Source organism: Priestia sp. YIM B13490 (assembly GCF_042787735.1).
Lineage (GTDB): Bacteria > Bacillota > Bacilli > Bacillales > Bacillaceae_H > Priestia > Priestia megaterium.
The window spans coordinates 229,810-255,237 of the sequence record NZ_JBHZOT010000004.1 but is presented as its reverse complement, the minus strand read 5'-3'; the positions used below and the strand labels follow the sequence as shown (position 1 = coordinate 255,237).

At 38.2% G+C, this 25,428-nt stretch carries 23 protein-coding genes; 22 read left to right on the top strand and 1 reads right to left on the bottom strand.

The features are described 5' to 3' along the window. Window positions 1-44 precede the first annotated feature (44 nt). From ystJ to ACFX4R_RS15615, 6 genes are all read left to right on the top strand, one after another. Window positions 45-1,274: an NADP-dependent malic enzyme gene (ystJ, locus tag ACFX4R_RS15640; RefSeq protein ID WP_013059453.1), complete on the top strand. Its 1,230-nt coding sequence runs from the start codon at window positions 45-47 to the stop codon at window positions 1,272-1,274. A 79-nt stretch (window positions 1,275-1,353) separates the two neighbouring features. Beyond that, window positions 1,354-1,956, top strand: a complete 603-nt coding sequence (locus ACFX4R_RS15635; protein ID WP_016765715.1) for a FadR/GntR family transcriptional regulator — start codon at window positions 1,354-1,356, stop codon at window positions 1,954-1,956. A gap of 227 nt (window positions 1,957-2,183) precedes the next feature. Beyond that, entirely contained in the window at window positions 2,184-3,065 is an 882-nt protein-coding gene (gene accD, locus ACFX4R_RS15630) for an acetyl-CoA carboxylase, carboxyltransferase subunit beta (protein WP_043976000.1), read from the top strand. Further along, entirely contained in the window at window positions 3,059-4,036 is a 978-nt protein-coding gene (accA, locus tag ACFX4R_RS15625) for an acetyl-CoA carboxylase carboxyl transferase subunit alpha (protein WP_013059450.1), read from the top strand. Before accD ends, accA begins: the two co-directional genes overlap by 7 nt. 485 nt (window positions 4,037-4,521) lie before the next feature. Next, window positions 4,522-6,282: a pyruvate kinase gene (pyk, locus tag ACFX4R_RS15620; protein ID WP_043976002.1), complete on the top strand. Its 1,761-nt coding sequence runs from the start codon at window positions 4,522-4,524 to the stop codon at window positions 6,280-6,282. 79 nt (window positions 6,283-6,361) lie between these two features. Continuing rightward, complete coding sequence (locus ACFX4R_RS15615) at window positions 6,362-6,754, top strand: FxsA family protein (RefSeq protein ID WP_025750656.1); 393 nt, start codon at window positions 6,362-6,364, stop codon at window positions 6,752-6,754. A 39-nt stretch (window positions 6,755-6,793) separates the two neighbouring features. Here the strand turns inward: ACFX4R_RS15615 and ytvI are convergent, their stop codons facing one another. Further along, a complete protein-coding gene (gene ytvI / locus ACFX4R_RS15610; RefSeq protein WP_043976005.1) occupies window positions 6,794-7,903 on the bottom strand; it encodes a sporulation integral membrane protein YtvI in 1,110 nt (369 codons plus the stop codon). Between the two features lie 113 nt (window positions 7,904-8,016). Here ytvI and ACFX4R_RS15605 point away from each other — a divergent pair, with 113 nt between their 5' ends. The 16 genes from ACFX4R_RS15605 (at window position 8,017) to ACFX4R_RS15530 (ending at window position 25,421) form a co-directional block, all read left to right on the top strand. Beyond that, on the top strand, window positions 8,017-8,478 hold the full coding sequence (locus ACFX4R_RS15605; protein WP_013059446.1) for a DUF441 domain-containing protein: 462 nt from the start codon (window positions 8,017-8,019) through the stop codon (window positions 8,476-8,478). A gap of 360 nt (window positions 8,479-8,838) precedes the next feature. Continuing rightward, window positions 8,839-9,957, top strand: coding sequence for a citrate synthase (gene citZ / locus ACFX4R_RS15600; protein WP_013059445.1), 1,119 nt, complete (start codon window positions 8,839-8,841; stop codon window positions 9,955-9,957). Window positions 9,958-10,032: 75 nt separating this feature from the next. Beyond that, complete coding sequence (gene icd / locus ACFX4R_RS15595; protein WP_277813712.1) at window positions 10,033-11,325, top strand: NADP-dependent isocitrate dehydrogenase; 1,293 nt, start codon at window positions 10,033-10,035, stop codon at window positions 11,323-11,325. A gap of 28 nt (window positions 11,326-11,353) precedes the next feature. Next, complete coding sequence (gene mdh, locus ACFX4R_RS15590) at window positions 11,354-12,292, top strand: malate dehydrogenase (RefSeq protein ID WP_013085194.1); 939 nt, start codon at window positions 11,354-11,356, stop codon at window positions 12,290-12,292. Between the two features lie 133 nt (window positions 12,293-12,425). Beyond that, the gene (locus tag ACFX4R_RS15585; RefSeq protein WP_016765707.1) at window positions 12,426-12,902 is read left to right on the top strand and encodes a MaoC family dehydratase; all 477 of its coding nucleotides are present in this window, start codon (window positions 12,426-12,428) and stop codon (window positions 12,900-12,902) included. A gap of 178 nt (window positions 12,903-13,080) precedes the next feature. Continuing rightward, a complete protein-coding gene (locus ACFX4R_RS15580; protein WP_013085192.1) occupies window positions 13,081-13,797 on the top strand; it encodes a response regulator transcription factor in 717 nt (238 codons plus the stop codon). Next, window positions 13,790-15,562 carry a two-component system histidine kinase PnpS gene (gene pnpS / locus ACFX4R_RS15575; protein ID WP_097824668.1) on the top strand — a complete coding sequence of 591 codons (1,773 nt, stop codon included), beginning with the start codon at window positions 13,790-13,792 and terminating at the stop codon, window positions 15,560-15,562. The genes ACFX4R_RS15580 and pnpS overlap by 8 nt, the downstream gene beginning before the upstream one ends. Window positions 15,563-15,890: 328 nt before the next feature. After that, window positions 15,891-18,518: a DNA polymerase I gene (gene polA / locus ACFX4R_RS15570; protein WP_377569911.1), complete on the top strand. Its 2,628-nt coding sequence runs from the start codon at window positions 15,891-15,893 to the stop codon at window positions 18,516-18,518. Window positions 18,519-18,539: 21 nt separating this feature from the next. Then, window positions 18,540-19,373, top strand: a complete 834-nt coding sequence (gene mutM, locus ACFX4R_RS15565; RefSeq protein WP_043976015.1) for a DNA-formamidopyrimidine glycosylase — start codon at window positions 18,540-18,542, stop codon at window positions 19,371-19,373. A gap of 60 nt (window positions 19,374-19,433) precedes the next feature. Then, window positions 19,434-20,063, top strand: coding sequence for a sporulation membrane protein YtaF (gene ytaF / locus ACFX4R_RS15560; protein WP_016765704.1), 630 nt, complete (start codon window positions 19,434-19,436; stop codon window positions 20,061-20,063). A gap of 23 nt (window positions 20,064-20,086) precedes the next feature. Continuing rightward, window positions 20,087-20,683, top strand: a complete 597-nt coding sequence (gene coaE / locus ACFX4R_RS15555) for a dephospho-CoA kinase (protein WP_016765703.1) — start codon at window positions 20,087-20,089, stop codon at window positions 20,681-20,683. A gap of 218 nt (window positions 20,684-20,901) precedes the next feature. Continuing rightward, window positions 20,902-21,933 (top strand): glyceraldehyde-3-phosphate dehydrogenase, encoded by a 1,032-nt coding sequence (locus ACFX4R_RS15550; RefSeq protein WP_377569909.1) that lies wholly within the window; start codon window positions 20,902-20,904, stop codon window positions 21,931-21,933. 422 nt (window positions 21,934-22,355) lie between these two features. Beyond that, window positions 22,356-22,736, top strand: a complete 381-nt coding sequence (gene speD / locus ACFX4R_RS15545) for an adenosylmethionine decarboxylase (protein ID WP_013059434.1) — start codon at window positions 22,356-22,358, stop codon at window positions 22,734-22,736. A 93-nt stretch (window positions 22,737-22,829) separates the two neighbouring features. After that, window positions 22,830-23,216 (top strand): hypothetical protein, encoded by a 387-nt coding sequence (locus ACFX4R_RS15540; protein ID WP_043976018.1) that lies wholly within the window; start codon window positions 22,830-22,832, stop codon window positions 23,214-23,216. Between the two features lie 243 nt (window positions 23,217-23,459). Next, a complete protein-coding gene (nrdR, locus tag ACFX4R_RS15535; RefSeq protein ID WP_013059432.1) occupies window positions 23,460-23,921 on the top strand; it encodes a transcriptional regulator NrdR in 462 nt (153 codons plus the stop codon). A 72-nt stretch (window positions 23,922-23,993) separates the two neighbouring features. After that, entirely contained in the window at window positions 23,994-25,421 is a 1,428-nt protein-coding gene (locus tag ACFX4R_RS15530) for a replication initiation and membrane attachment family protein (protein ID WP_043976021.1), read from the top strand. The last annotated feature ends 7 nt before the right edge of the window (window positions 25,422-25,428 follow it).

The window sequence follows — 25,428 nt, the reverse complement described above, 5'->3', positions numbered from 1 at the left end:
GGCGCAGTATTTGTTATCATTTTGTTTATTGGGAGTGAAATTCATTGTCTTTACGTGAAGAAGCATTGCATATGCACCGCATTAACAAAGGTAAACTAGAATCAAAGTCCAAAATTCCTGTTCGAAACGCAGAGGATTTAAGCCTTGCTTATTCCCCTGGTGTAGCAGAACCTTGCAAAGAAATATATGATGATGTAAACAATGTATATGAATATACGATGAAAGGAAATATGGTAGCTGTTGTATCTGATGGCACTGCCGTATTGGGCTTAGGCAATATAGGTCCTGAAGCTGCTCTGCCAGTAATGGAAGGGAAAGCTGTCCTTTTTAAAAGTTTTGCCGGCGTAGATGCATTCCCAATTTGTTTAAACACGACAGATGTGGACAAAATTATAGAAACTGTTAAATTGCTAGAACCTACTTTTGGAGGCGTTAATTTAGAAGATATTGCGGCTCCTAACTGTTTTGAAATTGAAGAGCGGTTGAAAAAGGAAACAAATATCCCGGTTTTTCATGATGATCAGCATGGGACGGCTATTGTTACGGTAGCGGGCCTTCTTAATGCCCTGAAGCTGACGGGAAGAAAAATGTCACAAATCAAAGTGGTAGCGAATGGAGCAGGAGCTGCTGGCATTGCTATTATTAAATTATTATACAGCTATGGAGTGCGCGATATCATTATGTGTGATTCCAAAGGAACGATTTATGACAAGCGTCCTCACGGCATGAACCGTATAAAAGATGAAGTTGCAGCCTATACAAATCGAAGCAAAGTAGAAGGTACGTTAGCTGATGCCTTAGAAGAAGCTGACGTATTTATTGGAGTTTCGGTTGAAGGAGCACTCACACCGGAGATGATTGGAAAGATGAATCCAGACCCAATCATTTTTGCAATGGCAAATCCGGTGCCTGAAATTATGCCAGAAGAAGCTAAAAAAGCTGGCGCGAAAGTAATCGGCACCGGACGTTCTGATTTTCCTAATCAAGTGAACAATGTCTTAGCGTTTCCGGGGATATTCAGAGGTGCACTAGATGTACGTGCTACTCATATTAATGAAAAAATGAAAATGGCTGCAGTTGAGGCCATTGCTAATTTGATTACGGAAGAGGACTTGAATACAGACTATGTGATTCCAGGTCCATTTGATGCACGAGTGGCTCCGGCAGTAGCCGCCGCTGTTGCAAAAGCAGCTATGGAAACAGGCGTTGCCCGAATAAAGGTAAAGCCAGAAGCCGTAGCTGAAAACACACGTCGCTTAGCGATTATTGAATAAGGTTACATCAACTGTTCTTTGACAGGCATGATGCTTCAAGCATGCCTGTTAAAGTAATGTAAAGTGAGTGGTAGTAAACTTGAAGAATGAACGTTCAAAAGTATATGTAGAAATTCTAAAACAAATTCGCCAGCTAATGGAAGACGATCGTTTAACTACGGGAGATAAAATCCCGTCAGAACGAGAGCTTTCTGAACGGTTAGGCGCAGGACGTTCTTCCGTTCGAGAAGCGCTCAGAGCGTTAGAGCTAATTGGGTTGATTGAAACTAGAAGAGGTGAAGGTACGTTTATTAAAGAAGTAGGGGATCATCAATTTATTGATTTATTAGCTACTTTTTTAGTACAAGACGGTAAAACAAAATCAGACTTAATTCAGACTAGATATATTCTTGAAAAGAGCTGTTTGTATTTTGTTTTAGCGGAACAGGACGAAATCAATGTTTCGAAAGCAATTCAAAAGCAGAATGACGATTGTTTGAAGAACTTGTTTGACTATTTGTTTTCTTTGCAGCCTAATCGGCTATTACACCGAATCTGGCTGATTATTTGCCGTTTTTCTCAAACTTTTCAACAAAACTCAGCGCCAAGCGACATTCTGATAAGTGAATTAGTAGAGGCGTTAGCTAAAAAAGATGAAGCAGCTGTATTAAATCTTCACCATCAGTGCTACAAACAAGTGTGAAAGAAGGAATTTGTCGAAAGAGACATGCCATCTTTCTACACAAAATCAAACAGTCATCTAGTAAAGTAAATAGCAACTAATAAAGTGAAGCGAACAATTCGTCCAATTTTTGTCTATCCGTCACTTGATTTGTATTTGAGGCGGATTTTCACAACTTGTAAATAGTAGAAGAAGAGGAAGAATAAAGGTTCTTATGATAAAGAGAAGAACCAAAAGGAGGTTACACCTTGTTACGAGATTTATTTACAAAAAACACAAAAACTCCAAAAAAACGAAAATATGCTACGATTCCTTCTGAGCATATGAGACAAGATGTACCTGAAGGAATTATGACCAAGTGTAAAAAGTGTAAAAAAATAATGTATACGAAAGAGTTAAATAAAAACTTAAAAGTATGCTTAAACTGTGGATATCATCACCAAATGACAGCACCAGAGCGTATCGAAAGCTTAATCGACAGCGGAACGTTTGTTGAATACGACAAAGATATGACGTCAGAAAATCCTCTTGGGTTCCCTGATTATCTTGAAAAGCTCGAAAAAGATCGTGAGAAAACTAATTTAAGTGAAGCGATTGTTACGGGTGAAGGAGATATTGAGGGCATTAAAGTAGTAGTTGCTGTTATGGATTCACACTTCCGTATGGGAAGCATGGGTTCTGTAGTCGGCGAGAAAATTACTCGCGCCATTGAAAAAGCGAAGGAAATGCATGTTCCATTCCTTATTTTCACAGCTTCAGGCGGTGCACGTATGCAAGAAGGTGTTCTGAGCTTGATGCAAATGGCTAAAACTAGCGCAGCTCTTAAAATGTTCAGTGATGAAGGCGGCTTAATCATTTCGATTATGACACATCCTACTACAGGAGGCGTGTCAGCAAGCTTTGCTTCGTTAGGTGATTATAATTTAGCCGAGCCGGGCGCGTTAATTGGCTTTGCTGGAAGACGTATTATTGAACAAACAATTAGAGAAGAGCTTCCAGAAGATTTTCAGACGTCGGAATTTCTGTTGAAGCATGGTCAGCTAGACGGAGTTATTAACCGTCATGATTTAAAAGAAACGTTAACAACTATTTTAGATATACACGTAGCAGGAGGTGACATCGAGTGGTAAGCGAATTAGAATTTGAACGTCCAATTGTTGAGTTGCGAAACAAGATTGCAGAGCTTAAAGAGTTTGCTAAAAATACAGAAGTGGATTTATCTAGCGAAATTGATAAGTTAGAAAATCGCTTAGAAAAAGTAGAAAACGATATTTACAATCATCTAAGCCCATGGAACCGTGTTCAAATTGCTCGTCATCCTGAGCGTCCTACAACACTCGATTATATTTCTCGCTTGTTTACAAACTTTTTAGAGTGTCATGGAGATCGCTTTTATGGAGATGATGAAGCAATCGTAGGAGGAATTGCCAAGTTTAATGGCGTGCCTGTTACCGTGATTGGACATCAGAGAGGTAAAGATACGAAAGAAAATATTCGCCGTAATTTTGGTATGCCTCATCCTGAAGGCTACCGTAAAGCACTGCGTCTAATGAAGCAAGCGGAGAAATTTAACCGCCCAATTATTTGCTTTATTGATACAAAAGGAGCTTATCCAGGAAAAGCGGCAGAAGAGCGCGGACAAAGCGAAGCTATTGCGAAAAACCTTTTCGAAATGGCTGGCTTAACTGTACCTGTTATTTGCATTGTAATTGGAGAAGGAGGAAGCGGGGGAGCCTTGGCATTAGGTTTAGGAAATCACCTTCATATGCTTGAGAACTCGACGTATTCAGTTATTTCTCCAGAAGGAGCGGCAGCCATTCTTTGGAAAGATTCTTCTCTTGCGAAAAAAGCTGCTGAAACGATGAAGATTACAGCACCAGATTTGAAAGAACTGGGCATTGTAGATGAAATGGTTTCAGAGGTAAAAGGCGGAGCTCACCGAGATATCGATGCACAAGCTGGATACATGGAGGGCATTATCAAGAAATCATTAAAAGAGCTGATGAATTTATCAAAAGAAGAGCTAGTGGAAGAGCGTTATTTAAAATACAAAAAAATCGGACAATTTGCAGCTGAAAACGATGCCATTACTATAAAATAAAGAAACGTGCACTCTTGAAAAATAAGGGTGCGCGTTTTTGTGCGGTTTGTATAGCCCTTCTCTATTGTGTTTACAAGTTCTTCGTGGTATTTTATAGACAGCAAAAACCTTTAAGTAAAAGTAGAAAAAGAGTGTTTTTAAAAAATTTCCTATGGTTATTAGCAGCTGTGCTAGCGTTTGTCTTTTCTCTAAAACGTGAGATATATAAGACAAATCAGGCAGCAAGTATTGCTGTATGAATTGCAGGGAATAGTAAAACAAGAAGCAAACGATGAAGAAATTCATCGTTAAAGTGCTGTGTATGTGTTTGTGTTTGCTATTTGATTCAGCGCTACATAGGTATTTCATAAGTTACACGTAAAGCAAGGTGAACAAGTCAGGGCAACAAAATATTTGTTCACAGCCTGCTAGTACAAGGTTAGTAAAAGAAATAGCTATTTGCCCTATCTAAGGAGTAAATAGTAAATATATAGGAGGAAATTTGAATGCGTAAAACTAAAATTGTATGTACTATTGGACCAGCGAGTGAAAGTGTAGAAAAATTAGTTGAACTAATTAACTCAGGCTTAAACGTTTGTCGTCTAAACTTCTCTCACGGTGACTTTGAAGAGCACGGTGCACGTATTGTTAACATTCGTGAAGCTGCGAAACAAACAGGTAAAACAGTAGGTATCTTACTTGATACAAAAGGACCTGAAATTCGTACAAACACAATGGAAAATGGTGCAATTGAGTTAGAAGAAGGCTCTGAAATCATTGTTTCTATGACAGAAGTAGTGGGAACAACTGAAAAATTCTCAATTACATATCCAGGTCTAATCGAGGACGTACACGTAGGATCAAAAATCCTTTTAGATGACGGTTTAATCGGTCTTGAAGTACTAGACATCAATAAAACTGATGGTGAAATTAAAACAAAAGTACTTAACCCTGGTACATTAAAAAATAAAAAAGGTGTAAACGTGCCAAACGTAAGTGTAAACCTTCCTGGTATCACTGAAAAAGATGCAAGCGATATTGTATTTGGTATCGAACAAGGCATTGATTTTATTGCTGCTTCTTTTGTGCGTCGCGCATCTGATGTATTAGAAATTCGTGAACTACTAGAAAAACACAATGCAGCTCACATTCAAATCATCTCAAAAATCGAAAACCAAGAAGGCGTAGATAACATCAAGGAAATTCTTGAAGTTTCAGACGGTTTAATGGTTGCTCGTGGTGACTTAGGAGTAGAAATTCCTGCTGAAGAAGTACCATTAGTACAAAAAGATCTAATCAAACAATGTAATGCGCTTGGCAAACCAGTTATTACAGCTACACAAATGCTTGATTCAATGCAACGCAACCCGCGCCCGACTCGTGCGGAAGCAAGTGACGTTGCCAATGCTATCTTTGATGGTACAGATGCAATTATGTTATCTGGTGAAACAGCTGCAGGTTCTTACCCAGTTGAAGCTGTACAAACAATGCATTCAATCGCTTCTCGTGCTGAGCAAGCTCTAAACTACTCTGAGATTTTACAACAGCGCAGCAAGCAAGTTGGCCCATCTATTACAGATGCAATTGGACAATCTGTTGTACACACAGCGCTTAACTTAAACGCTAGTGCAATCGTAGCGCCAACAGAAAGTGGTTATACAGCGAAAATCGTTTCTAAATATCGTCCGCAATCTCCAATCGTAGCTGTTGCAGCAAACGATTCTGTTGCACGTCGTCTGTCTCTAGTATGGGGTGTTACACCAGTTGTTGGTGAGCGCGTAAATACGATTGACGATATGTTAGATCACGCTGTAAATGACGCAGTAAAAACAGGCGTTGTAGCACACGGCGACTTAGTGGTTATTACAGCTGGTGTTCCAGTTGGAGAATCAGGTGCAACGAACTTAATGAAAGTTCAAGTTGTAGGTGACGTTCTTGCTAAAGGACAAGGAATTGGTCGTAAAGCAGCAGTTGGTAAAGTAGTTATTGCTAAAACTGCTGAAGAAGCAAATGCAAAAATGACTGAAGGTGCGATCCTTGTTACAAACAGCACAGATCGCGATATGATCAGTGCAATCGAAAAAGCAGGAGCTCTTATTACAGAAGAAGGCGGTCTAACAAGCCATGCAGCTGTAGTAGGGTTAAACTTAAGCATTCCTGTCATTGTAGGCGTAGAAAATGCAACAAGCGTATTCTCAGAAGATCAAGATATTACAGTTGATGCTTCACGTGGTGTCGTATACAACGGACACGCAAGCGTACTGTAAGAACACGTAGATGATAGAAAAAAGAGAAGGGGAATCCTTCTCTTTTTGTTTAGGCAATTCAATAAGCGAAGAGGTGATGATGGTGAGGAAGCTCCTTCCGCTCCTTCTTATTGTACCTGCTGTTGAGGTAATGATTTTGATTTATTCAAGTCATCTCATTGGTGTAATGTCAACATTTTTACTGATTATTGCTACCAGTTTTATTGGTGCGTTTCTAGCGAAAAAACAAGGAACATCTCTTTTTCAAAAGGCACAGCGTCAGATGAGCCAGGGACATGTTCCAAGCGGTGAAATCCTTGATGGCATGTGTGTACTATTTGGCGGACTGTTTCTGCTGTTTCCAGGCTTCTTGACAGATGTTGTGGGCTTTATCTTTTTACTGCCGTTTACACGCAGAATCGTTAAGCCTTTTCTTTTAACGTGGCTAAGAAGATTTTTTCAAGGACGTAATCGAATGACGATTATTCGTTAACTAGAAAGTGTGTGAAAGAAGCTTCTTTCACACACTTTTTCATTTTCCTATAATAAATTGCCACGTTTCTTTAAAAACTCCCGTTGTATGAAGTGTTTTTAGAATAACAAGAATCACAGGGCCAACTATTAATCCGAAAAATCCAATCAATTGATATCCTACAAATAAAGAAATTAATGTAGCGAGAGGATCAAGACCAATGCTTGATGACAAAATTTTTGGTTCCATAATTTGTCGCTGCACAAGTACTACAGCATATAGTACCGAAAGCCCTACAGCAAATGACACGTTATGTGTGGCAAAGGCATAAATCATCCAAGGAACAAAAACCAGTCCTGTTCCGAGGTAAGGAAGAATATCTACTAAGCCAATCAATAAAGCGACTGTAATAGCATAATCAACCCTAAGAACAAGTAAACCAAAAAGAACGATAATTGTGGTAATCGAAATAAGCGTAAGCTGAGCATTAATAAAACCAAACAGTGCATTTTTAAGCTCCACACCCACTGTCTGTCCATTTTCCCTTACTTTTTTAGGAATAAACACGCTGCTTTTAGCCATCAGCTTGTACCAATCTTTACTAATAAAAAAAGTAGCCAGTAATGAAAAAATAATCACGGTAGCTGCATTAGGCAGTACGGATAAAAGTACTGGGATGCTTTGCAATACATTTTGGAGAAAATCGCCCACCGTTTGAGCGATATGGTTGCCTACCCCTTTAATGTTCGATAAAATAGTTGCTTGCTGACCGGTATTTAAGTTATTAAACATAGAAGTAATGCGTTCATAAAAAGGAAGTATTTGTTCTGTAGCAATATTTTCAATAAATATGACCACTTCTTTGAAATTTGTGGGAACAACTTTCGCTAAATACGTACTTCCTGCAATGATTTCTGTGATAAGTAACGTAATAAGTCCAGCCAAAAGAGAGAAGACCAGAACCATTGACAGTAAAACAGCTAAGTAGCGGGGTAAGCGCAGCTTCAATTCAAATAGATTAACCATAGGATTTATAAAAAAAGCGATGCAGCAGGCGATAATAAATGGATATATGAGAGAAGAGACATAATAACTAAGAAATATAGATGCTGCAATAATTGCCAATACACAAGCTAAGCGAAATAGTCGATGTAAATGAAGCTTGTACACAATAAATAGAGGCCTCCTTGTAAACGATAGTCAACAAAAGAAAAAGCTACTCATAAAATATTTACGTAATACGCTTTAGATTTATCACAATAAAAAAAGAAAGGATGAGTAAAATGTTCTCACAACCCATGCTTTTTTTAGCTGTTTTACTCGTAATTGGATTAGTGGCTAAAAATCAATCATTAATTATTGCAGTTGCATTTTTACTTATTTTAAAATTAATTGGGTTAGACGGTAAGGTTTTTCCGTTTCTACAATCAAAAGGAATTAATATTGGCGTAACGGTTATTACAATTGCCGTTCTTGTGCCAATTGCAACAGGAGACATAGGATTCAAACAATTAGGAGAGGCCGTGAAATCTTCTTATGCCTGGATTGCTCTAGGAGCCGGAATTGCTGTAGCAATTATTGCCAAATATGGACTTACACTCTTGGAAGATGATCCGCATATTACGACCGCTTTAGTTTTTGGCACAATTCTTGCTGTGGCGCTGTTTCAAGGGGTAGCAGTAGGTCCGTTAATCGGTGCTGGAATCGCTTATTTATTTATGAAATTAACTGAACTTTTTTCGTAGAAATTTTTGTATAATAATAATTTTTTTGAAATTTCTTCTCTCTTTTGATTCACAAAAGTCAGATAATTGTTTATAATATATTTTGAGGCCGCATCTTTTTACATACAATTGTATGTTTTACCTATAGGGCTGTAACAAAGCAATGACACATGCAGATGTTTTGATTTTGTGTGTTATTGAAACAAATGGAAATGTAAGCATTTTCTTTACGTGGGGTGAAGGAATGTTCTTCCAAGATATATATTCAAAAGAGGCGCTTCGTATATCATTTAATGTCTAGTTGAGCAGGGGCTCAATTTTGTTTTTCACGTTTTACACAGAAAGGTATGGGGAATTTTTTCTGTAAAGGAGTGGAGATTTATGACAGCAACTCGAGGTCTAGAAGGGGTAGTCGCTACAACGTCAGCAGTAAGTTCAATTATTGATGACACTTTAACATATCAAGGCTACAATATTGATGATTTAGCGAATTATGCAACATTTGAAGAAGTGGTGTATTTACTATGGCACGGAAAATTACCTAACAAAGAAGAATTATCTGTGTTTTCTAGATTACTAGCAGAAAACGCTAAATTACCCCAAGAAGTCTTAGAACATTTCAAAACTTATCCAATTAAAGATGTTCATCCAATGGCAGCTTTAAGAACAGTCGTATCACTATTGGGGTTGTACGATCCTGAAGCTGATTTAATGGATGAAGAAGCAAATTATCGCAAAGCTGTTCGTTTGCAAGCACAATTACCAACGGTGGTAACGGCTTTTTCAAGAGTCCGTAACGGATTAGAGCCAATTGAACCAAACGAAAACTATAGCATTGCCGCTAACTTTTTATATATGTTAACCGGCGAAGAGCCAACTGATATCCAAGTAGAGGCATTTGATAAAGCACTTGTCTTACATGCTGATCATGAGCTAAATGCTTCAACTTTTACAGCTCGTGTCTGTGTGGCAACGTTATCCGATATTTATTCAGGAATTACAGCCGCTATTGGAGCATTAAAGGGTCCTCTTCACGGGGGAGCGAATGAAGCTGTTATGAAAATGTTGTCTGACATTCAAACAGTTGAAAACGCGGAACCTTATATTCGCGAAAAGCTCGCGAAAAAAGAAAAGATTATGGGATTTGGACATCGTGTGTATCAGCAGGGTGATCCTCGTGCCAAGCACTTGAAAGAAATGTCTGAAAAACTTACCAAACAAGCAGGAGATACAACGCTATACGATATGTCAGTGAAAATTGAAGAGATCGTAACAGGCGAGAAAAAACTTCCGCCAAACGTTGATTTCTATTCAGCCTCTGTATACCACAGCTTAGGGATTGATCACGATCTATTTACTCCGATCTTTGCCGTAAGCCGCGTATCAGGATGGATTGCTCACATTTTAGAGCAGTATTCAAACAATCGTTTGATTCGTCCAAGAGCTGATTATATCGGTCCTGGAAAACAAACGTACATTCCGCTTGAAGAGCGCAGCTAAACAATGTGACGAAGGTGCTCACGTTCGTTGAGCACTTTTCCATAAGTGAAAGTAGACAAATTTTTTAAGGAGGTCATTCTCATGACAAAAGGTGAACAAATTTCTGTAGCAAACGGCGTGTTAAACGTACCAAATAACCCAATTATTCCATTTATCGAAGGTGACGGAATTGGTCCGGATATCTGGGCAGCAGCTTCTCGCGTACTAGAAGCAGCGGTTACAAAAGCATACAATGGTGAAAAAGAAATCGTTTGGAAAGAAGTATTAGCAGGTGAAAAAGCATTTAATCAAACTGGCGAATGGTTACCGGAAGAAACGTTAGATGCAATTCGCGAATACATAATTGCAATCAAAGGACCATTAACAACACCAGTAGGCGGTGGAATTCGTTCTCTAAACGTGGCATTGCGTCAAGAATTAGACTTATTCACATGCTTACGTCCTGTTCGCTACTTTGACGGCGTACCTTCTCCAATTAAGCGCCCTGAAGATACAGATATGGTTATCTTCCGTGAAAATACTGAAGATATTTATGCTGGTATTGAATATGCGAAGGGTTCTGAAGAAGTACAAAAGCTTGTTTCATTCCTACAAACGGAATTAGGCGTAAATAAAATCCGTTTCCCTGAAACTTCTGGATTAGGTATTAAGCCTATTTCTTCTGAAGGAACAGAGCGTCTTGTGCGTGCAGCAATCAACTATGCAATTGAACAAGGCCGCAAGTCTGTTACGCTTGTACACAAAGGTAACATTATGAAATATACAGAAGGCGCATTTAAAAATTGGGGCTATGAGCTAGCTGAAAAAGAATTCGGCGATAAAGTATTTACTTGGGCTCAATATGACCGCATCGTTGAAAAAGAAGGTGCACAGGCTGCAAACAAAGCTCAAGCAGAAGCGGAAGCAGCAGGAAAAATTATTGTAAAAGATTCAATTGCAGATATCTTCTTACAACAAATTTTAACTCGTCCACGTGAATTCGATGTAGTAGCAACAATGAATTTAAATGGAGATTACATTTCAGATGCATTAGCAGCACAAGTTGGCGGTATCGGAATTGCTCCAGGGGCAAATATCAACTACGAAACTGGACATGCTATCTTTGAAGCAACTCACGGTACAGCACCTAAATATGCTGGTTTAGATAAAGTAAACCCATCTTCTGTATTATTATCAGGTGTGTTAATGCTTGAACACCTTGGCTGGAATGAAGCAGCGGATTTAATCATGAAATCAATGGAAAAAACAATTGCTTCAAAAGTAGTAACATATGATTTCGCACGTTTAATGGACGGCGCAACAGAAGTGAAGTGTTCAGAGTTTGCTGATGAATTAATTAGCAATCTAGGAAAACAAGTAACAGTTTAATAGCTATTCATTTAGGGGAGGAATTATAATGGCAAATATGCGTAAAAAAGTATCTGTTATCGGAGCGGGCTTTACAGGAGCTACAACTGCTTTTTTAATTGGTCAAAAAGAATTAGCTGATGTTGTATTAGTTGATATTCCGCAATTAGAAAATCCAGCTAAAGGTAAAGCGCTGGATATGTTAGAAGCAAGTCCTGTACAAGGCTTTGACGCTAACATTACAGGAACAGCCAACTACGAAGACACAGCTGATTCTGACATTGTCATTATTACAGCTGGTATCGCGCGCAAGCCAGGTATGAGTCGCGATGATTTAGTAACAACGAACCAAAAAATCATGAAGTCTGTTACTCAAGAAGTTGTTAAATACTCGCCAAACTGTCACATCATCGTGTTGACAAACCCGGTAGATGCTATGACGTATACAGTATTTAAAGAATCTGGTTTTCCTAAAAACCGCGTAATCGGTCAATCAGGCGTATTAGATTCTGCACGTTTCCGTACGTTCGTAGCGCAGGAGTTAAACATTTCAGTAAAAGATATTACAGGTTTTGTACTTGGTGGACATGGCGACGATATGGTACCTCTTGTACGCTACTCATATGCTGGCGGTATTCCTCTTGAAACGCTTATTCCAAAAGCGCGTCTTGAAGCAATTGTTGAAAGAACACGCAAAGGTGGCGGCGAGATCGTTAACTTATTAGGTAACGGAAGTGCATACTACGCGCCTGCTGCTTCTTTAGTGGAAATGACAGAAGCGATCTTAAAAGATCAGCGTCGTATTTTACCAGCGATTGCTTACCTGGAGGGTGAATATGGTTATAATGGCATCTACTTAGGTGTTCCAACCGTATTAGGAGCTGCAGGAATTGAGCAGGTAATTGAATTAGAACTGACTGATTCTGAAAAAGCTTCTTTAGATCAATCAGCAAAATCAGTTAAAACTGTCATGGGTGTATTAGCTTAATACAATAAAATAGGTTTGAGTATAGGTTTTTATCAATATTCAAACAATAGTCACAAGGAAAATTCGAGGGAAACCTCGAATTTTTCTTGTATATAAAGAAAAGCTATTACTTTATACAAAAGGTGGAATGATGATGGTATTAGGTAAAAAACAAAAAATAGGCCGAAGTATTGAAGATATAAAAGTTGGAGAAAAATTAACGCTAACGGAACGAATTGAAGATAAAGATATCTTATTGTACTTAGGGCTGACAAACGATTCTAACCCTTTATACATTCAGCATGATTACGCATCTCAGACCCCTTTTAAAAAACCTATTGTGCCAAGTATTATGATTACCGGTATTATGACAGCAGCCATTTCAAAGTATTTGCCCGGACCTGGAAGCCACGTTGCAGAACATACGGTAGCCTTCCCTAAAAAGATTCATCATTATAGCACGATTGAATTTTTATTTGAAGTGACAGAGGTAGATGTTTCTTCTAGAACTGTTACGATTGAGGTGGAAGCGGTCAATGAGCAAAAAGAGAAAGTAGTAACGGCGCGGTTTCTTGTGTATCCGCCGTTTAGACTTCCATCGGTAGAGACACACGACTTTGAAAATTTTTAAAACGCCTTAAATATTTATAAATATAGAAGAAACTGTTTGGTCATATTTTCTGAAAATGTTGAAATGTATTGGAGAACGAGGCTAAAACATTGTATGATAAGAGAAGATAAATAGAAAATAATATCATTTGGATGAAGCTGCGGTTTAATTTAACTAGATGGAGGCTTATATCGTTAATATGAGTAAGAAATTATTAGTCGTAGATGATGAACAATCAATTTCAACATTATTACAATATAATTTACAGCAAGCTGGCTTTACAGTAGAAACAGCTGAAGACGGGGAAGAAGGATACAACAAGGCACTAGAAGGAAAACCGGATTTAATTGTGTTAGACTTGATGCTTCCTAAGATGGATGGAATTGAAGTTTGTAAAAAGCTTCGTCAGCAAAAAGTGATGACGCCTATTTTAATGTTAACTGCAAAAGACGATGAGTTCGACAAAGTATTAGGGCTAGAGCTTGGCGCAGATGACTACATGACGAAACCATTTAGCCCTCGAGAAGTAGTAGCGCGTGTAAAAGCCATTTTACGCAGAACACAAATCATTGCTCAGGAAAATGAACAAGAGGAAGATGGCGAGCGCATCATGATCGGTGATTTAAAAATTCTTCCAGATCATTATGAGGCATACTTTAATCAAGAGCAGCTTGAGCTTACTCCGAAAGAATTTGAGTTATTATTATATTTGGCAAAATACAAAGGACGGGTATTAACTCGTGATCAGCTGCTAAGTGCAGTGTGGAATTATGATTTTGCCGGAGATACGCGAATTGTAGATGTGCACATCAGCCATTTGCGTGAGAAAATTGAACACAATACGCGAAAACCTGTTTATATAAAAACGATTAGAGGATTAGGATATAAGCTGGAGGAACCAAAGGTAGATGAATAAATTTCGTTCAAGGCTACTTTTGGCTCTATTAGTACTTATTATTATTGTATTAGTAGGTCTTGGCCTGCTGCTGGGACAGTTGTTTAAAAACTTTTATTTTCAGACGTTTCAAGAGCGAATGGAAAAAGAGGCAAAGCTTGTAGAAATGTACATTAGCGAAGAAGGTATCACAAGTCCTGCTTTAAAATCTAAAGTTGATCAAATCAGCCATTCGTTAAGTGTACGAACGACTATCGTTCAAAAAGACGGAAAAATATTAGTTGACTCAAATCCAGGCAGCAAGCAGCAAAGAATCGAAAAAAGTATCGTAATCCAACAAGTATTAAAAAAGCAGTTAAACAGTAAAAAAAGCTTTGATCAAATTAAAGAAGATTACGACTTATATTACTATGGCATCCCGCTTATTATAGAAGGTAAGCAAGAGGGATTTGTTGTGCTGAGTACATCGTTTGATTCATTAAAACAAGTAAATCAGCAAATTTGGGGCCTTCTTATTGGAAGCTTAGGTCTAGCTTTGATTGTGATTTTACTCTTAGGTGTAAAGATTATGGGACGCTATACCCGTCCTATTGAATCGGCAACCAAAGTGGCTATGGAACTTGCAAAAGGGAATTATAAAGCTCGTACATATGAAGATTATGTAGATGAAACAGGGATGCTGAGTCAGTCTATTAACGCACTTGCTCGTAATCTGCAAGAGTCTATCACTAATCAAGAAATGCAGCAGGACAGGCTGCGCACGCTAATTGAAAATATGGGAAGCGGCATGCTTCTTATCGATAGTAGAGGCTATATAAACTTAGTGAATCGAGCTTATAAAGAGCAGTTTCATATACATCCGGATGACTTCCTTTATCATTTGTATTACGAGGTATTTGAGCATAAAGAAATCATTAAGCTTGTGGAAAAAATATTTATGACGGAAGTAAAGGTTCGAAAACAAGTGGTTCTCCCTTTAAATATTGAACGAAGATATTTTGATGTTTACGGAGCGCCGATTATTGGCTTAAACGATGAATGGAAAGGGATTGTGCTTGTTTTCCATGATATTACCGAGCTGAAAAAGCTAGAACAAGTTCGCCGTGACTTTGTAGCAAATGTGTCTCATGAACTAAAAACTCCTATTACGTCTATAAAAGGGTTTAGTGAGACATTGTTAGACGGTGCTATGGAAGATCCACAGCTGCGCCAGCAGTTTCTATCGATCATTTTAACGGAAAGTCAGCGCATGGAGAGTCTGATTCAAGATCTTTTAGATTTGTCTAAAGTTGAACAGCAAGGGTTTAAGCTAAGCATCCATCCAGTAGATTTGAATACCCTTCTCTATGAGGTCATAACAGTGCTATCAAACCGAGCGACTGAAAAAGAAATCACGCTAACGTTAGATACGCTTCCTGAAGAAGCGTGGATTGATGGTGACAGTCAGCGCCTTATGCAAGTGTTTGTTAACTTAATCGGCAATGCGCTCATGTATACAATGCCTGGAGGAACTGTTCACGTTTCGCTTGAAGAGGAAGAAGAAACGATTACGGTTCATGTTCAAGATACAGGTATCGGTATTGATTCTGATGAAATTTCACGTATTTTTGAGCGCTTTTACCGAGTAGATAAAGCAAGAAGCCGTAATTCCGGAGGAACAGGTCTTGGATTAGCAATTGTTAAACATCTCGTTGAAGCTCATAAAGGGGAAATTGAAGTGAAAAGTGAAGTCAATAAAGGGACAACTTTTTCGGTCAAGCTGCACAAGTATTTGCCGCAGATGTAAAATGTTTACGTTCCTTTTACAATTTATTTAATGTAGCTTAATAATTAATTGATACAATTTTTCATGGAAACCCCTTCATCCAAGGAGCCAATGTGTAAGGCGAAAATAGCTTTAACCGTGCTATTTTCGCCGATTCTTTTTGACAATTTCTATCCATTCACATGTTACACCGCCTAAAATAACTAGGCGGTGTTTTTATTTTATGATGTACAGATCTTATCACCACATGAAAATAAAACGTTGAACTCAAGATTACTTTTTGTCCTTAAAGCTTATTGTTTGCTAAAATAAAGGTAAGATAAGAAGAGAGCGAAATGGAGGAACATGAATGACACAAAAACTAGTATTAATTGACGGGAATAGTATTGCCTACCGTGCATTTTTTGCTTTGCCGCTTTTAAACAATGATAAAGGAATACATACAAATGCCATATATGGCTTTACTACAATGCTGACACGTATCTTAGAGGAAGAGAAGCCGACACATTTACTTGTGGCATTTGATGCAGGGAAAACAACGTTTCGCCACAAAACATTTACAGAATACAAAGGAGGAAGACAAAAGACGCCTCCTGAACTTTCAGAGCAGTTTCCCTTTATTCGTGAGTTATTAGATGCATATGGGATTAAGCGCTATGAACTGCCTGATTATGAAGCAGATGATATTATCGGTACGCTTTCAAAACAAGCTGAACAAAAAGGAATGGCCGTAAAAGTCATTTCTGGTGATAAAGATTTACTTCAGCTTGTGTCAGAACATGTAACCGTAGATATTACGAGAAAAGGAATTACGGATGTCGATTCCTATACGCCTGCAGCCATTGATGAAAAGTATGGTATTACGGCTGCACAAATTATTGATATGAAAGGCCTTATGGGGGACAGCTCGGATAATATCCCAGGCGTGCCCGGAGTCGGCGAAAAAACAGCCTTAAAGCTATTAAAAGAGTTCGAAACGATTGAAAATGTATTGAAATCTATCGATCAAGTCAGCGGTAAAAAATTAAAAGAAAAGCTAGAAGATAATCGTGAATCAGCTATCATGAGTAAAAAGCTTGCAACTATTTATTGCGAAGCGCCTCTTGAAGTATCTGTAGAAGATGCAAAGTATGACGGGTTTGAATCTTCAAAGGTCATCTCATTATTTAAAGAGCTTGGGTTTAATTCTCTGCTTGCTAAATTTGGTGAATCAGCAGAAGAGGAAGCAGATTTTGAAGAACTAACGTTTGAAATAGCGCAGGAAGTTCACGATGATATGTTAACAAGCGAAGCAGCTCTGATCGTAGAAGGGTATGAAGAAAACTACCATCACAATCAGCTGCTCGGTTTTGGAATCAGCAACAAAAATGGTCACTATTTTATTGATAAAGATACAGCTCTTTCATCTTCTAAATTTAAAGCATGGTTAGAAGATGGACGTGTAAAAAAGACGGTGTTTAATGGGAAACGTACGATTGTATCGTTAAAATGGGCGGGGCATGAAATTAAAGGAATTGAACATGATGTAATGATTGCTTCTTACATCTTGAACCCTGCTGAGGCAAATGATGACCTAGCGACAATTGCAAAATTAAAAGGATACCATCAAGTGCAATCAGATGAAGCTGTGTATGGAAAAGGAGCTAAGCGAAGCATTGCAGAAGCTGATCAGCTAGCTGAGCATGTTGTAAGAAAAGCAGCCGCCGTAGCTTATTTAAAAGAAGTGTTAGAAAAAGAATTGGTGGAAAATGAACAGTTTGAGCTGTTTGAGAAGCTTGAAATGCCTCTTGCCATTGTCCTTGCTGATATGGAATATCAAGGGGTGAAAATTGACCGCGCGCGTTTGGATGAAATGGGCGAAGATCTTCGAGAGCAGCTTGAAAAAATTGAAGCGAAAATCTACGAATACGCTGGACAAGAATTCAATATTAATTCGCCAAAGCAGCTAGGAGTTGTTCTTTTTGAAAAAATGCAGCTTCCGGTCATAAAGAAAACAAAAACAGGCTATTCCACATCAGCTGATGTATTAGAGCAATTAGCTAGTACCCATGATATTATCCCAGAGATTTTACAATACCGTCAGCTAGGAAAATTACAGTCTACGTATATTGAAGGATTAAAAAAGGTTATTCATGAAAGCGATGGAAAAGTTCATACCCGCTTTAATCAAACGTTAACTCAAACGGGAAGATTAAGCTCAGTAGATCCTAACTTGCAAAACATCCCGATTCGTCTTGAAGAAGGTAAAAAAATAAGAGGTGCGTTTGTGCCTTCACAGCCTGATTGGTTGATATTTGCAGCGGATTATTCACAAATTGAGCTGCGCGTACTGGCTCATATTGCAGATGATGAAAAGCTAATTGATGCGTTTAAGCATGACTTAGATATTCATACGAAAACAGCGATGGATGTGTTCCACGTCGAAAGAGAAGAAGTAACGTCCAATATGCGCCGCCAGGCTAAAGCAGTTAACTTTGGAATCGTCTATGGCATCAGTGATTACGGTTTATCGCAAAGTTTAGGAATTACAAGAAAAGCAGCGGCTACTTTTATTGAACGCTATTTAAAAAGCTTCCCTGGTGTACAGGAGTATATGGATACGATTGTACGCGATGCAAAAGAAAAGGGATATGTAACAACGCTCTTGCACCGCCGACGTTACTTGCCTGAAATCACGAGCCGAAATTTTAACCTCCGCAGCTTCGCTGAGCGTACGGCTATGAATACGCCTATCCAAGGGACGGCAGCTGATATTATTAAAAAAGCAATGATTGAAATGGATAAGCGCTTAAAAGATGAAAATCTTCAGGCTAAGCTGCTGCTTCAAGTACACGATGAGCTGATTTTTGAAGCCCCAGAAGAAGAAATTAAAATTTTAGAGAAAATCGTACCAGAAGTAATGGAGAACGCTTTAGAGTTAGAAGTTCCGTTGAAAGTAGATTATTCTTACGGAAAGACTTGGTACGAAGCAAAGTAGTGGAAAAAGGATGTGACAAACGTGCCAGAATTACCAGAAGTTGAAACCGTCAGACGTACGTTAATTGAATTAGCCAGTGGAAAGACCATTGAGCGTGTAACAGTTAAATGGCCTAATATTATCAAACGTCCTGAACAAGTTGAACAGTTTTGTGATGCGCTTGTTGGACAAACCATTCGAGATGTTGAACGCAGAGGTAAATTTTTGAAAATTGTGCTCGATGATTATACGATGGTTTCTCATTTGCGTATGGAAGGGAAATATGCTCTCCATGAGAATGCAGAAGAACCAGATAAGCATGTACACGTCTTTTTTCACTTCACGGATGGAACGGAATTGCGATACCGGGATGTAAGGAAGTTTGGTACTATGCACTTATTTAAAAAGGGAGAGGAAGATCTGTTTCCTCCTCTTATTGGCCTTGGACCTGAACCGTTTGACGAAACATTTAATCCTAGTCAATTAAAAATGAGAATCGGCAAAACCTCTCGAAAAATCAAGCCGGTTTTACTCGATCAAAATGTCGTGGTTGGCCTTGGAAATATTTATGTAGATGAAGCACTGTTTCGCGCAGGGATTCATCCTGAACGAGTGGCCAGCCAATTAACAGACGAAGAGTATGAAAAATTGTACGAAGAAATTGTAGCGACTCTTCAAGAAGCTGTGAAACAAGGAGGCAGCACCATTCGCACGTATGTAAACACACAGGGACAAATAGGCATGTTTCAGCAGCAGCTTTATGTGTACGGAAGAAAAGGCGAATCCTGTAAAATGTGCGGTACCCCAATTGAAAAATTTGTTGTAGGCGGTAGAGGAACACATATCTGCCCAAATTGTCAGCCGGATAAAAAATAACAATGGATGGGCTCCTTTCATATACTACGTATAGACAGAAAGGAAAGGAGTCCTCTCATCATGATAACATTTTCTTTACTTATTCTTGCTTTTGCCGTAAGTCTTGACAGCTTTAGTGTTGGCCTGACATACGGACTTCGAAAGGTGAAAATCCCGCTGAAATCCATTTTTATTATTTCATGTTGCTCAGCATTTTCTTTAATGTTTTCTATGTTTTTAGGAAAAGTACTTACGCATCTATTTTCAGTGGATGTACTAAATAAAGTAGGCGGAGGTATTCTTGTTCTGCTTGGGATGTGGATTTTATACCAGTTTTTTTGTCCGGCAGATTCACCTCGAGTAAAAGAAGAAAAAACATTAGTAAAAATTGAAATTAAGTCAATTGGCCTAGTCATTAACGTATTAAAAAAGCCAATTGCAGCAGATTTAGATAATTCAGGTTCCATCAATGGTATTGAAGCATTTATACTTGGAATTGCATTATCTCTTGATGCATTTGGAGCGGGGTTTGGAGCGGCTTTATTAGGTTATTCGCCGTATGCTCTAGCAATTGCTGTAGCTCTTATGAGTTCTCTTTTTTTAAGTGCGGGCATACAATTTGGCAAGGTTTTTTCACGTTTATCATGGATGAAAATGTTCTCATTTGTACCAGGAGTTCTGCTCATTATTTTAGGTATTTTTAGATTTTAAATAAAGAGATAAAGGAGAGGCCAATGTCAATTGTAATTGGATTAACAGGCGGAATTGCAAGCGGGAAAAGCACGGTAACCGGAATGCTACGAGATATCAATATTCCAGTAATCGACGCTGATCACATTGCAAAAGAAGTCGTAGAACCAGGAAAAGAAGCATACAAACAAATTGTCGAGACGTTCGGCCGTTCTATTCTTCACGAGAACGCGGAGATCAATCGAGCGGCTTTAGGGGAAATTGTGTTTTATCAAGAGGAAGAACGTAAAAAGTTGAATGCAATTGTACATCCTGCCGTAAGAAAAGAAATGCTTTCTCAAAAGGAAAGCTATATAGAGGAAGGTTACGAAGCCGTTGTATTAGATATTCCGCTGCTGTTTGAAAGCGATTTGACACATTTAGTCGATAAAGTAGTAGTTGTATATGTCGATGAGTCTGTGCAGCTAGAAAGGTTAAAGTCGCGTAATAACCTCTCGGCGGAGGATGCCTATGCGCGTATCCATGCACAGCTGCCATTGATTCAAAAAGTAGCCTTAGCCGATGCGGTGATCAATAACAACGGTCCTGTGGAAGAAACAAAACAACAGCTTTTAAGTATATTAGCCCTATGGCTAGATTAAAGAGTGAATGATTGCATTCACTCTTTTTTTATTGGGAATATTTAAGGGCTTCTAAAAAAGAATGTGTTAAATATCTGTTCTCGCTATATACATATAGTAAAACTCAATTAAAATAATTTATTAAAAAAAATTAATATTATTCACTTTTTAAATATTTATGTTATACTATTCAATATAAAAAGTTAAATAGTATAACACATATAGAGAGGGGTATAGCCATGAAAGCACGTATTGCCATTAATGGTTTTGGGAGAATAGGAAGAATGGTGTTTCGCACAGCGATTACAGAGGAAAATTTGGATATTATTGCAATAAATGCATCTTATCCAGCAGAAACGTTAGCACATTTAATCAAATATGACTCTATACACGGAGCATTTAATGGAGATGTCAAATGTGATGATGATGCGCTGATTGTTAACGGTAAAAGAATTCAGCTATTAAATTCACGTGATCCGCTGAATTTGCCTTGGAAAGAGCTTGGGATTGATCTAGTTGTTGAAGCAACGGGAAAATTTAATTCAAGAGAAAAAGCGCAGTTACATATTGAAGCAGGTGCGAAAAAAGTTGTCTTAACGGCACCGGGTAAACAAGAAGATATCACCATTGTGATGGGCGTAAACGAACGAGAGTTTGATGTGAATCAGCATAACATTATTTCCAATGCCTCTTGTACGACAAATTGTCTAGCTCCAGTTGTCAAGGTACTAGACGAAGCGTTCACAATTGAAAACGGTTTAATGACGACCGTTCATGCATATACAAATGATCAAAAGAATATCGATAATCCGCATAAAGATTTGCGAAGAGCCCGTGCGTGTGCTCAATCAATTATTCCTACAACCACTGGAGCAGCCAAGGCACTTTCATTAGTTCTTCCTCATTTAAAAGGAAAACTTCATGGGATGGCGCTTCGTGTGCCAACGCCGAACGTATCGCTTGTCGATTTAGTTGTGGATGTAAGGAAATCTGTGACGATGGAAGATGTTAATTTAGCGTTTATTAAAGCTGCTGAAGGACCATTAAAGAATATTTTAAATTTAACAATGGAACCACTCGTATCAATTGACTTTAATACAAATCCTCATTCAGCTATTGTAGATGGACTATCCACAATCGTAATGGAAGATCATAAAATTAAAGTGTTAGCTTGGTACGATAACGAGTGGGGCTACTCTCAGCGCGTAGTCGATTTGGTAAGATATATTGCTGCAGAAATGCGTAATGGATCAAAAATAAGAGTAAGCTAAGAAAGCTATTGATTGCTTTTAAAAAAACAGGGAGCTGTCGCCCTGTTTTTTTTGTTTTTATCCAAAAGAATAGGGAAAAGCAATAAGATAAGCATGCAAAGGGGTGTTTATTTTCCTCAATTTTAATAAAAAATTAATAGTCGTTTAGCAGCTTTTACACACTGTCTCACGAGAATACAGGGGTAATTTGTATAGGTCTATCTGCAAGAACAATCTTTAATAAAATCAAAACACGTATTGCAAAATAAATGTAAACAAAGTATACTATGTTTCGTGAACTTCTTGTGTACCTTTCGGTGATGTGGCTACTTAAAGGGTTAGGACCTCTTTGGACTAACTTTCCCCCGTGGTAGTTAACATGCTATATGGCGAAAGAACTTCATGTTTAACGATTAAAAATTGTTAAAGGGGGAAATATCATTATGGAAACAATGGGTCGTCATGTCATCTCAGAATTATGGGGATGCGATTTCGATAAGTTAAATGATATTGATTATATTGAAAAAACGTTTGTTGATGCAGCTTTAAAATCCGGTGCGGAAGTTCGCGAAGTAGCGTTCCATAAATTTGCACCTCAAGGTGTAAGTGGCGTTGTTATTATTTCAGAATCACATTTAACGATTCACAGCTTCCCAGAGCATGGTTATGCAAGTATCGATGTTTATACTTGTGGTCATTTAGATCCTACAATCGCAGCAGATTATATTGCAGATGCTCTAAGTGCACAGACACGTGAAACAATTGAATTGCCACGTGGAATGGGTCCTGTTCAGGTAAAACAAACTAAAGCGAATGCACTTTAATAGTGTCGATTGATTACGTAAGTTAAGAGGTGTATTACACACCTCTTTTTAGTATATAAATTTTTAATACGCAAAAACAAAGGGGATAACAACATGGGGGTAGTACAAGCAGTTAAATCTTTATTTTCTAATCATGTGGAAACAAGCGATTACCATTCAGATCCGACTCTAAAAACGCATTATTACAAAACAACAGCTGGGAATGCATTTAAGCAAGTTCATGAAATGTTGAAGCACATGCAAGGGATAGAGATACTTGCTGCATATGAAGAGCGAGGAGAGATTAGCTTAAACGTTGTAAAAGGAAGAAAAGCTTTTGTTGTGATTACCATTATTAACGTACGTCCTCTTGAAACCGCTATCGATTTTTCTGCTACAACAGAATCAAAAGTGGTGCCGGTTGATTTTGGTTTTAGTAAAGAACTTGTACGTACGCTTTATAAGAGCTTTGATCAAAAACTCATTCCTCTTTCTTCGTAAGTTCCTTATCATTTTTGAATTTCAGGAAATAAAATGGGGAAATTCCTTTTCCTTTACTTGTATTCAAGCCTTGTTTTCTATAAGATGGAATAAAGCAAATCCTTTAATACAGCATCGTGTTTGTTAAAGGAAATGATGATAAAAATCATAATAAATGGCGAATAGCCGGCTAACATAGATGGAAATTAACTTATATAAGAGAAAATAAAAAGAAAAACAAGGTTTATTATTGGAGCTGAGAATATGAAGTGCCCATCCTGTCATTACAATGGAACGAGAGTGCTGGACTCGCGCCCTGTAGAAGAAGGCCGCTCTATTCGTAGAAGACGTGAATGCGAAGAGTGTCACTATCGTTTTACAACTTTTGAGAAAGTAGAAGAACTTCCGTTAATTGTTGTAAAAAAAGATGGAGCGAGAGAAGAGTTCAGCAAAGACAAAATCCTTCGAGGGTTAATTAAGGCGTGTGAAAAACGCCAAGTAAGCTTAAAACAATTAGAAGATACGGTACACGATATTGAAACAGAGCTGCGCAGTCAGGGTACATCAGAGGTGCAGTCAGATGTTGTAGGAGAAATGGTGATGGAGCGATTAGCTGCTATCGATGAAGTCTCTTATGTTCGATTTGCTTCTGTATACCGACAATTTAAAGACATCAATGTATTTATTGATGAATTAAAAGATTTAATTAAGAAGGAACGACTGTAAAAGAGCTATTGAAGTATTCTTTAGGCTCTTTTTTTGTCATTTCTATTACTTTAAAAGTAGGTAGGGAACGACATGAAAGAACAACATTGGAAAGAAATGATACCGGTCGATCGTTATGTTGTTCGTTCGAACGGCATACTGCAGGAATACGACCGAAAGATTTTAACCATGCTCTATCAGCCGTTGGTGGGTACAACGTGCTTTGGTCTGTATATGACGTTATGGAGCGAGCTGGAACAAGATCGTTTATGGGGGAAAGAGTCTACGCATCATCATCTAATGTCAATGATGCAAATTAATTTGAAAGCTATTTACCATGAGCGGTTAAAATTAGAAGGCATTGGTTTGTTAAAAACATATATTAAGGAAGAAGATGATGTTCGTGTGTTCATTTATGAGCTCATTCCTCCTCTGACGCCCCATCAGTTTTTTAACGACGGCGTGTTAAATGTATATTTATATAACCGACTCGGAAAATCTATCTTTCAAAAAGTAAAAAATTATTTTTCAGATTCACTCGTCGATGAGCAATTGTTCAAAGATGTGACGCATTCATTTAACGATGTATTTAAATCAGTTAAAGCAACGGAGCTGGCTCCAAGTTTTCAGTCTGAAAGCAAGGATGTATTTTCTCCTGATGCTCAAACGGACTTTGTGGATTCCTCCAAACGCGCTTCTATTGAGATGAGCCCGGATTCCTTTGATTTTGATTTATTTTTAGCAGGTCTAACAGATTCAATGATTTCGAAAAGGTCTATTACATCTAAAGTAAAACAAGCGATTGAAAAGCTAGCCTTTTTATACGGTATCGATCCTCTTCAAATGAAAAATGTGGTGCTCGATTCGCTAAATGAGAACGATCAAGTTGATATTGAATTGCTTAGAAAAGCAGCACAGTCCTTTTACCAATTTGAAAATGGAGAAGCACTTCCAAATCTAAGCGAACAAATTCAGCCGCCTATGCTTCGTACCATGCAGGAAAAGCAGCCGCAGACAAAGGAAGAGCAGCTCATTCAACAGCTTGAAGTGACTTCTCCTCGACAGCTTTTGATCGAGTTTTCCGGGGGAGCAGAGCCTTCAAAAGCAGATTTGCAAATGATCGAAGAAGTGATGTTTAACCAAAAGCTTTCACCAGGGGTAGTAAATGTTCTAATTTACTACGTGATGCTGAGATCCGATATGAAATTATCTAAGAGCTATGTAGAGAAAATTGCTGGACACTGGGCGCGCAAAAAGGTACAAACTGTTCAAGATGCCATGAATTTAGCTAAAAATGAACAGAAAGAATATCAGAATTGGACCGAAGCAAAGCAAAATAAAAAAACGGCTGGACGAAAAATTGTGCGTAAAGAAATGGTGCCAGAGTGGCTGAGCGATGAAGAAAAAGAAGAGAAAAAGCAGCCTTCAAAAGAAGTGGACGGATTTGAAGAAGAAAAACGAAAGCTACAAGAAGAGCTCAAGCAGTTAGATCAAGAGCTAAAACAAAAGCATAAAGAATAAAAAGCAG

Bases quoted from the DNA above. Each gene is read 5' to 3' on its own strand.
- polA (WP_377569911.1), top strand. From the start codon at position 15,891: ATGACACAAAAACTAGTATTAATTGACGGGAATAGTATTGCCTACCGT.
- coaE (WP_016765703.1), top strand. From the start codon at position 20,087: ATGTCAATTGTAATTGGATTAACAGGCGGAATTGCAAGCGGGAAAAGC.
- ACFX4R_RS15615 (WP_025750656.1), top strand. From the start codon at position 6,362: ATGGTGAGGAAGCTCCTTCCGCTCCTTCTTATTGTACCTGCTGTTGAG.
- ACFX4R_RS15580 (WP_013085192.1), top strand. From the start codon at position 13,081: ATGAGTAAGAAATTATTAGTCGTAGATGATGAACAATCAATTTCAACA.
- nrdR (WP_013059432.1), top strand. From the start codon at position 23,460: ATGAAGTGCCCATCCTGTCATTACAATGGAACGAGAGTGCTGGACTCG.
- ACFX4R_RS15530 (WP_043976021.1), top strand. From the start codon at position 23,994: ATGAAAGAACAACATTGGAAAGAAATGATACCGGTCGATCGTTATGTT.
- ACFX4R_RS15540 (WP_043976018.1), top strand. From the start codon at position 22,830: ATGGGGGTAGTACAAGCAGTTAAATCTTTATTTTCTAATCATGTGGAA.
- speD (WP_013059434.1), top strand. From the start codon at position 22,356: ATGGAAACAATGGGTCGTCATGTCATCTCAGAATTATGGGGATGCGAT.
- ACFX4R_RS15605 (WP_013059446.1), top strand. From the start codon at position 8,017: ATGTTCTCACAACCCATGCTTTTTTTAGCTGTTTTACTCGTAATTGGA.
- ACFX4R_RS15585 (WP_016765707.1), top strand. From the start codon at position 12,426: ATGGTATTAGGTAAAAAACAAAAAATAGGCCGAAGTATTGAAGATATA.
- ytaF (WP_016765704.1), top strand. From the start codon at position 19,434: ATGATAACATTTTCTTTACTTATTCTTGCTTTTGCCGTAAGTCTTGAC.
- pnpS (WP_097824668.1), top strand. From the start codon at position 13,790: ATGAATAAATTTCGTTCAAGGCTACTTTTGGCTCTATTAGTACTTATT.
- ACFX4R_RS15550 (WP_377569909.1), top strand. From the start codon at position 20,902: ATGAAAGCACGTATTGCCATTAATGGTTTTGGGAGAATAGGAAGAATG.
- mdh (WP_013085194.1), top strand. From the start codon at position 11,354: ATGGCAAATATGCGTAAAAAAGTATCTGTTATCGGAGCGGGCTTTACA.
- citZ (WP_013059445.1), top strand. From the start codon at position 8,839: ATGACAGCAACTCGAGGTCTAGAAGGGGTAGTCGCTACAACGTCAGCA.
- pyk (WP_043976002.1), top strand. From the start codon at position 4,522: ATGCGTAAAACTAAAATTGTATGTACTATTGGACCAGCGAGTGAAAGT.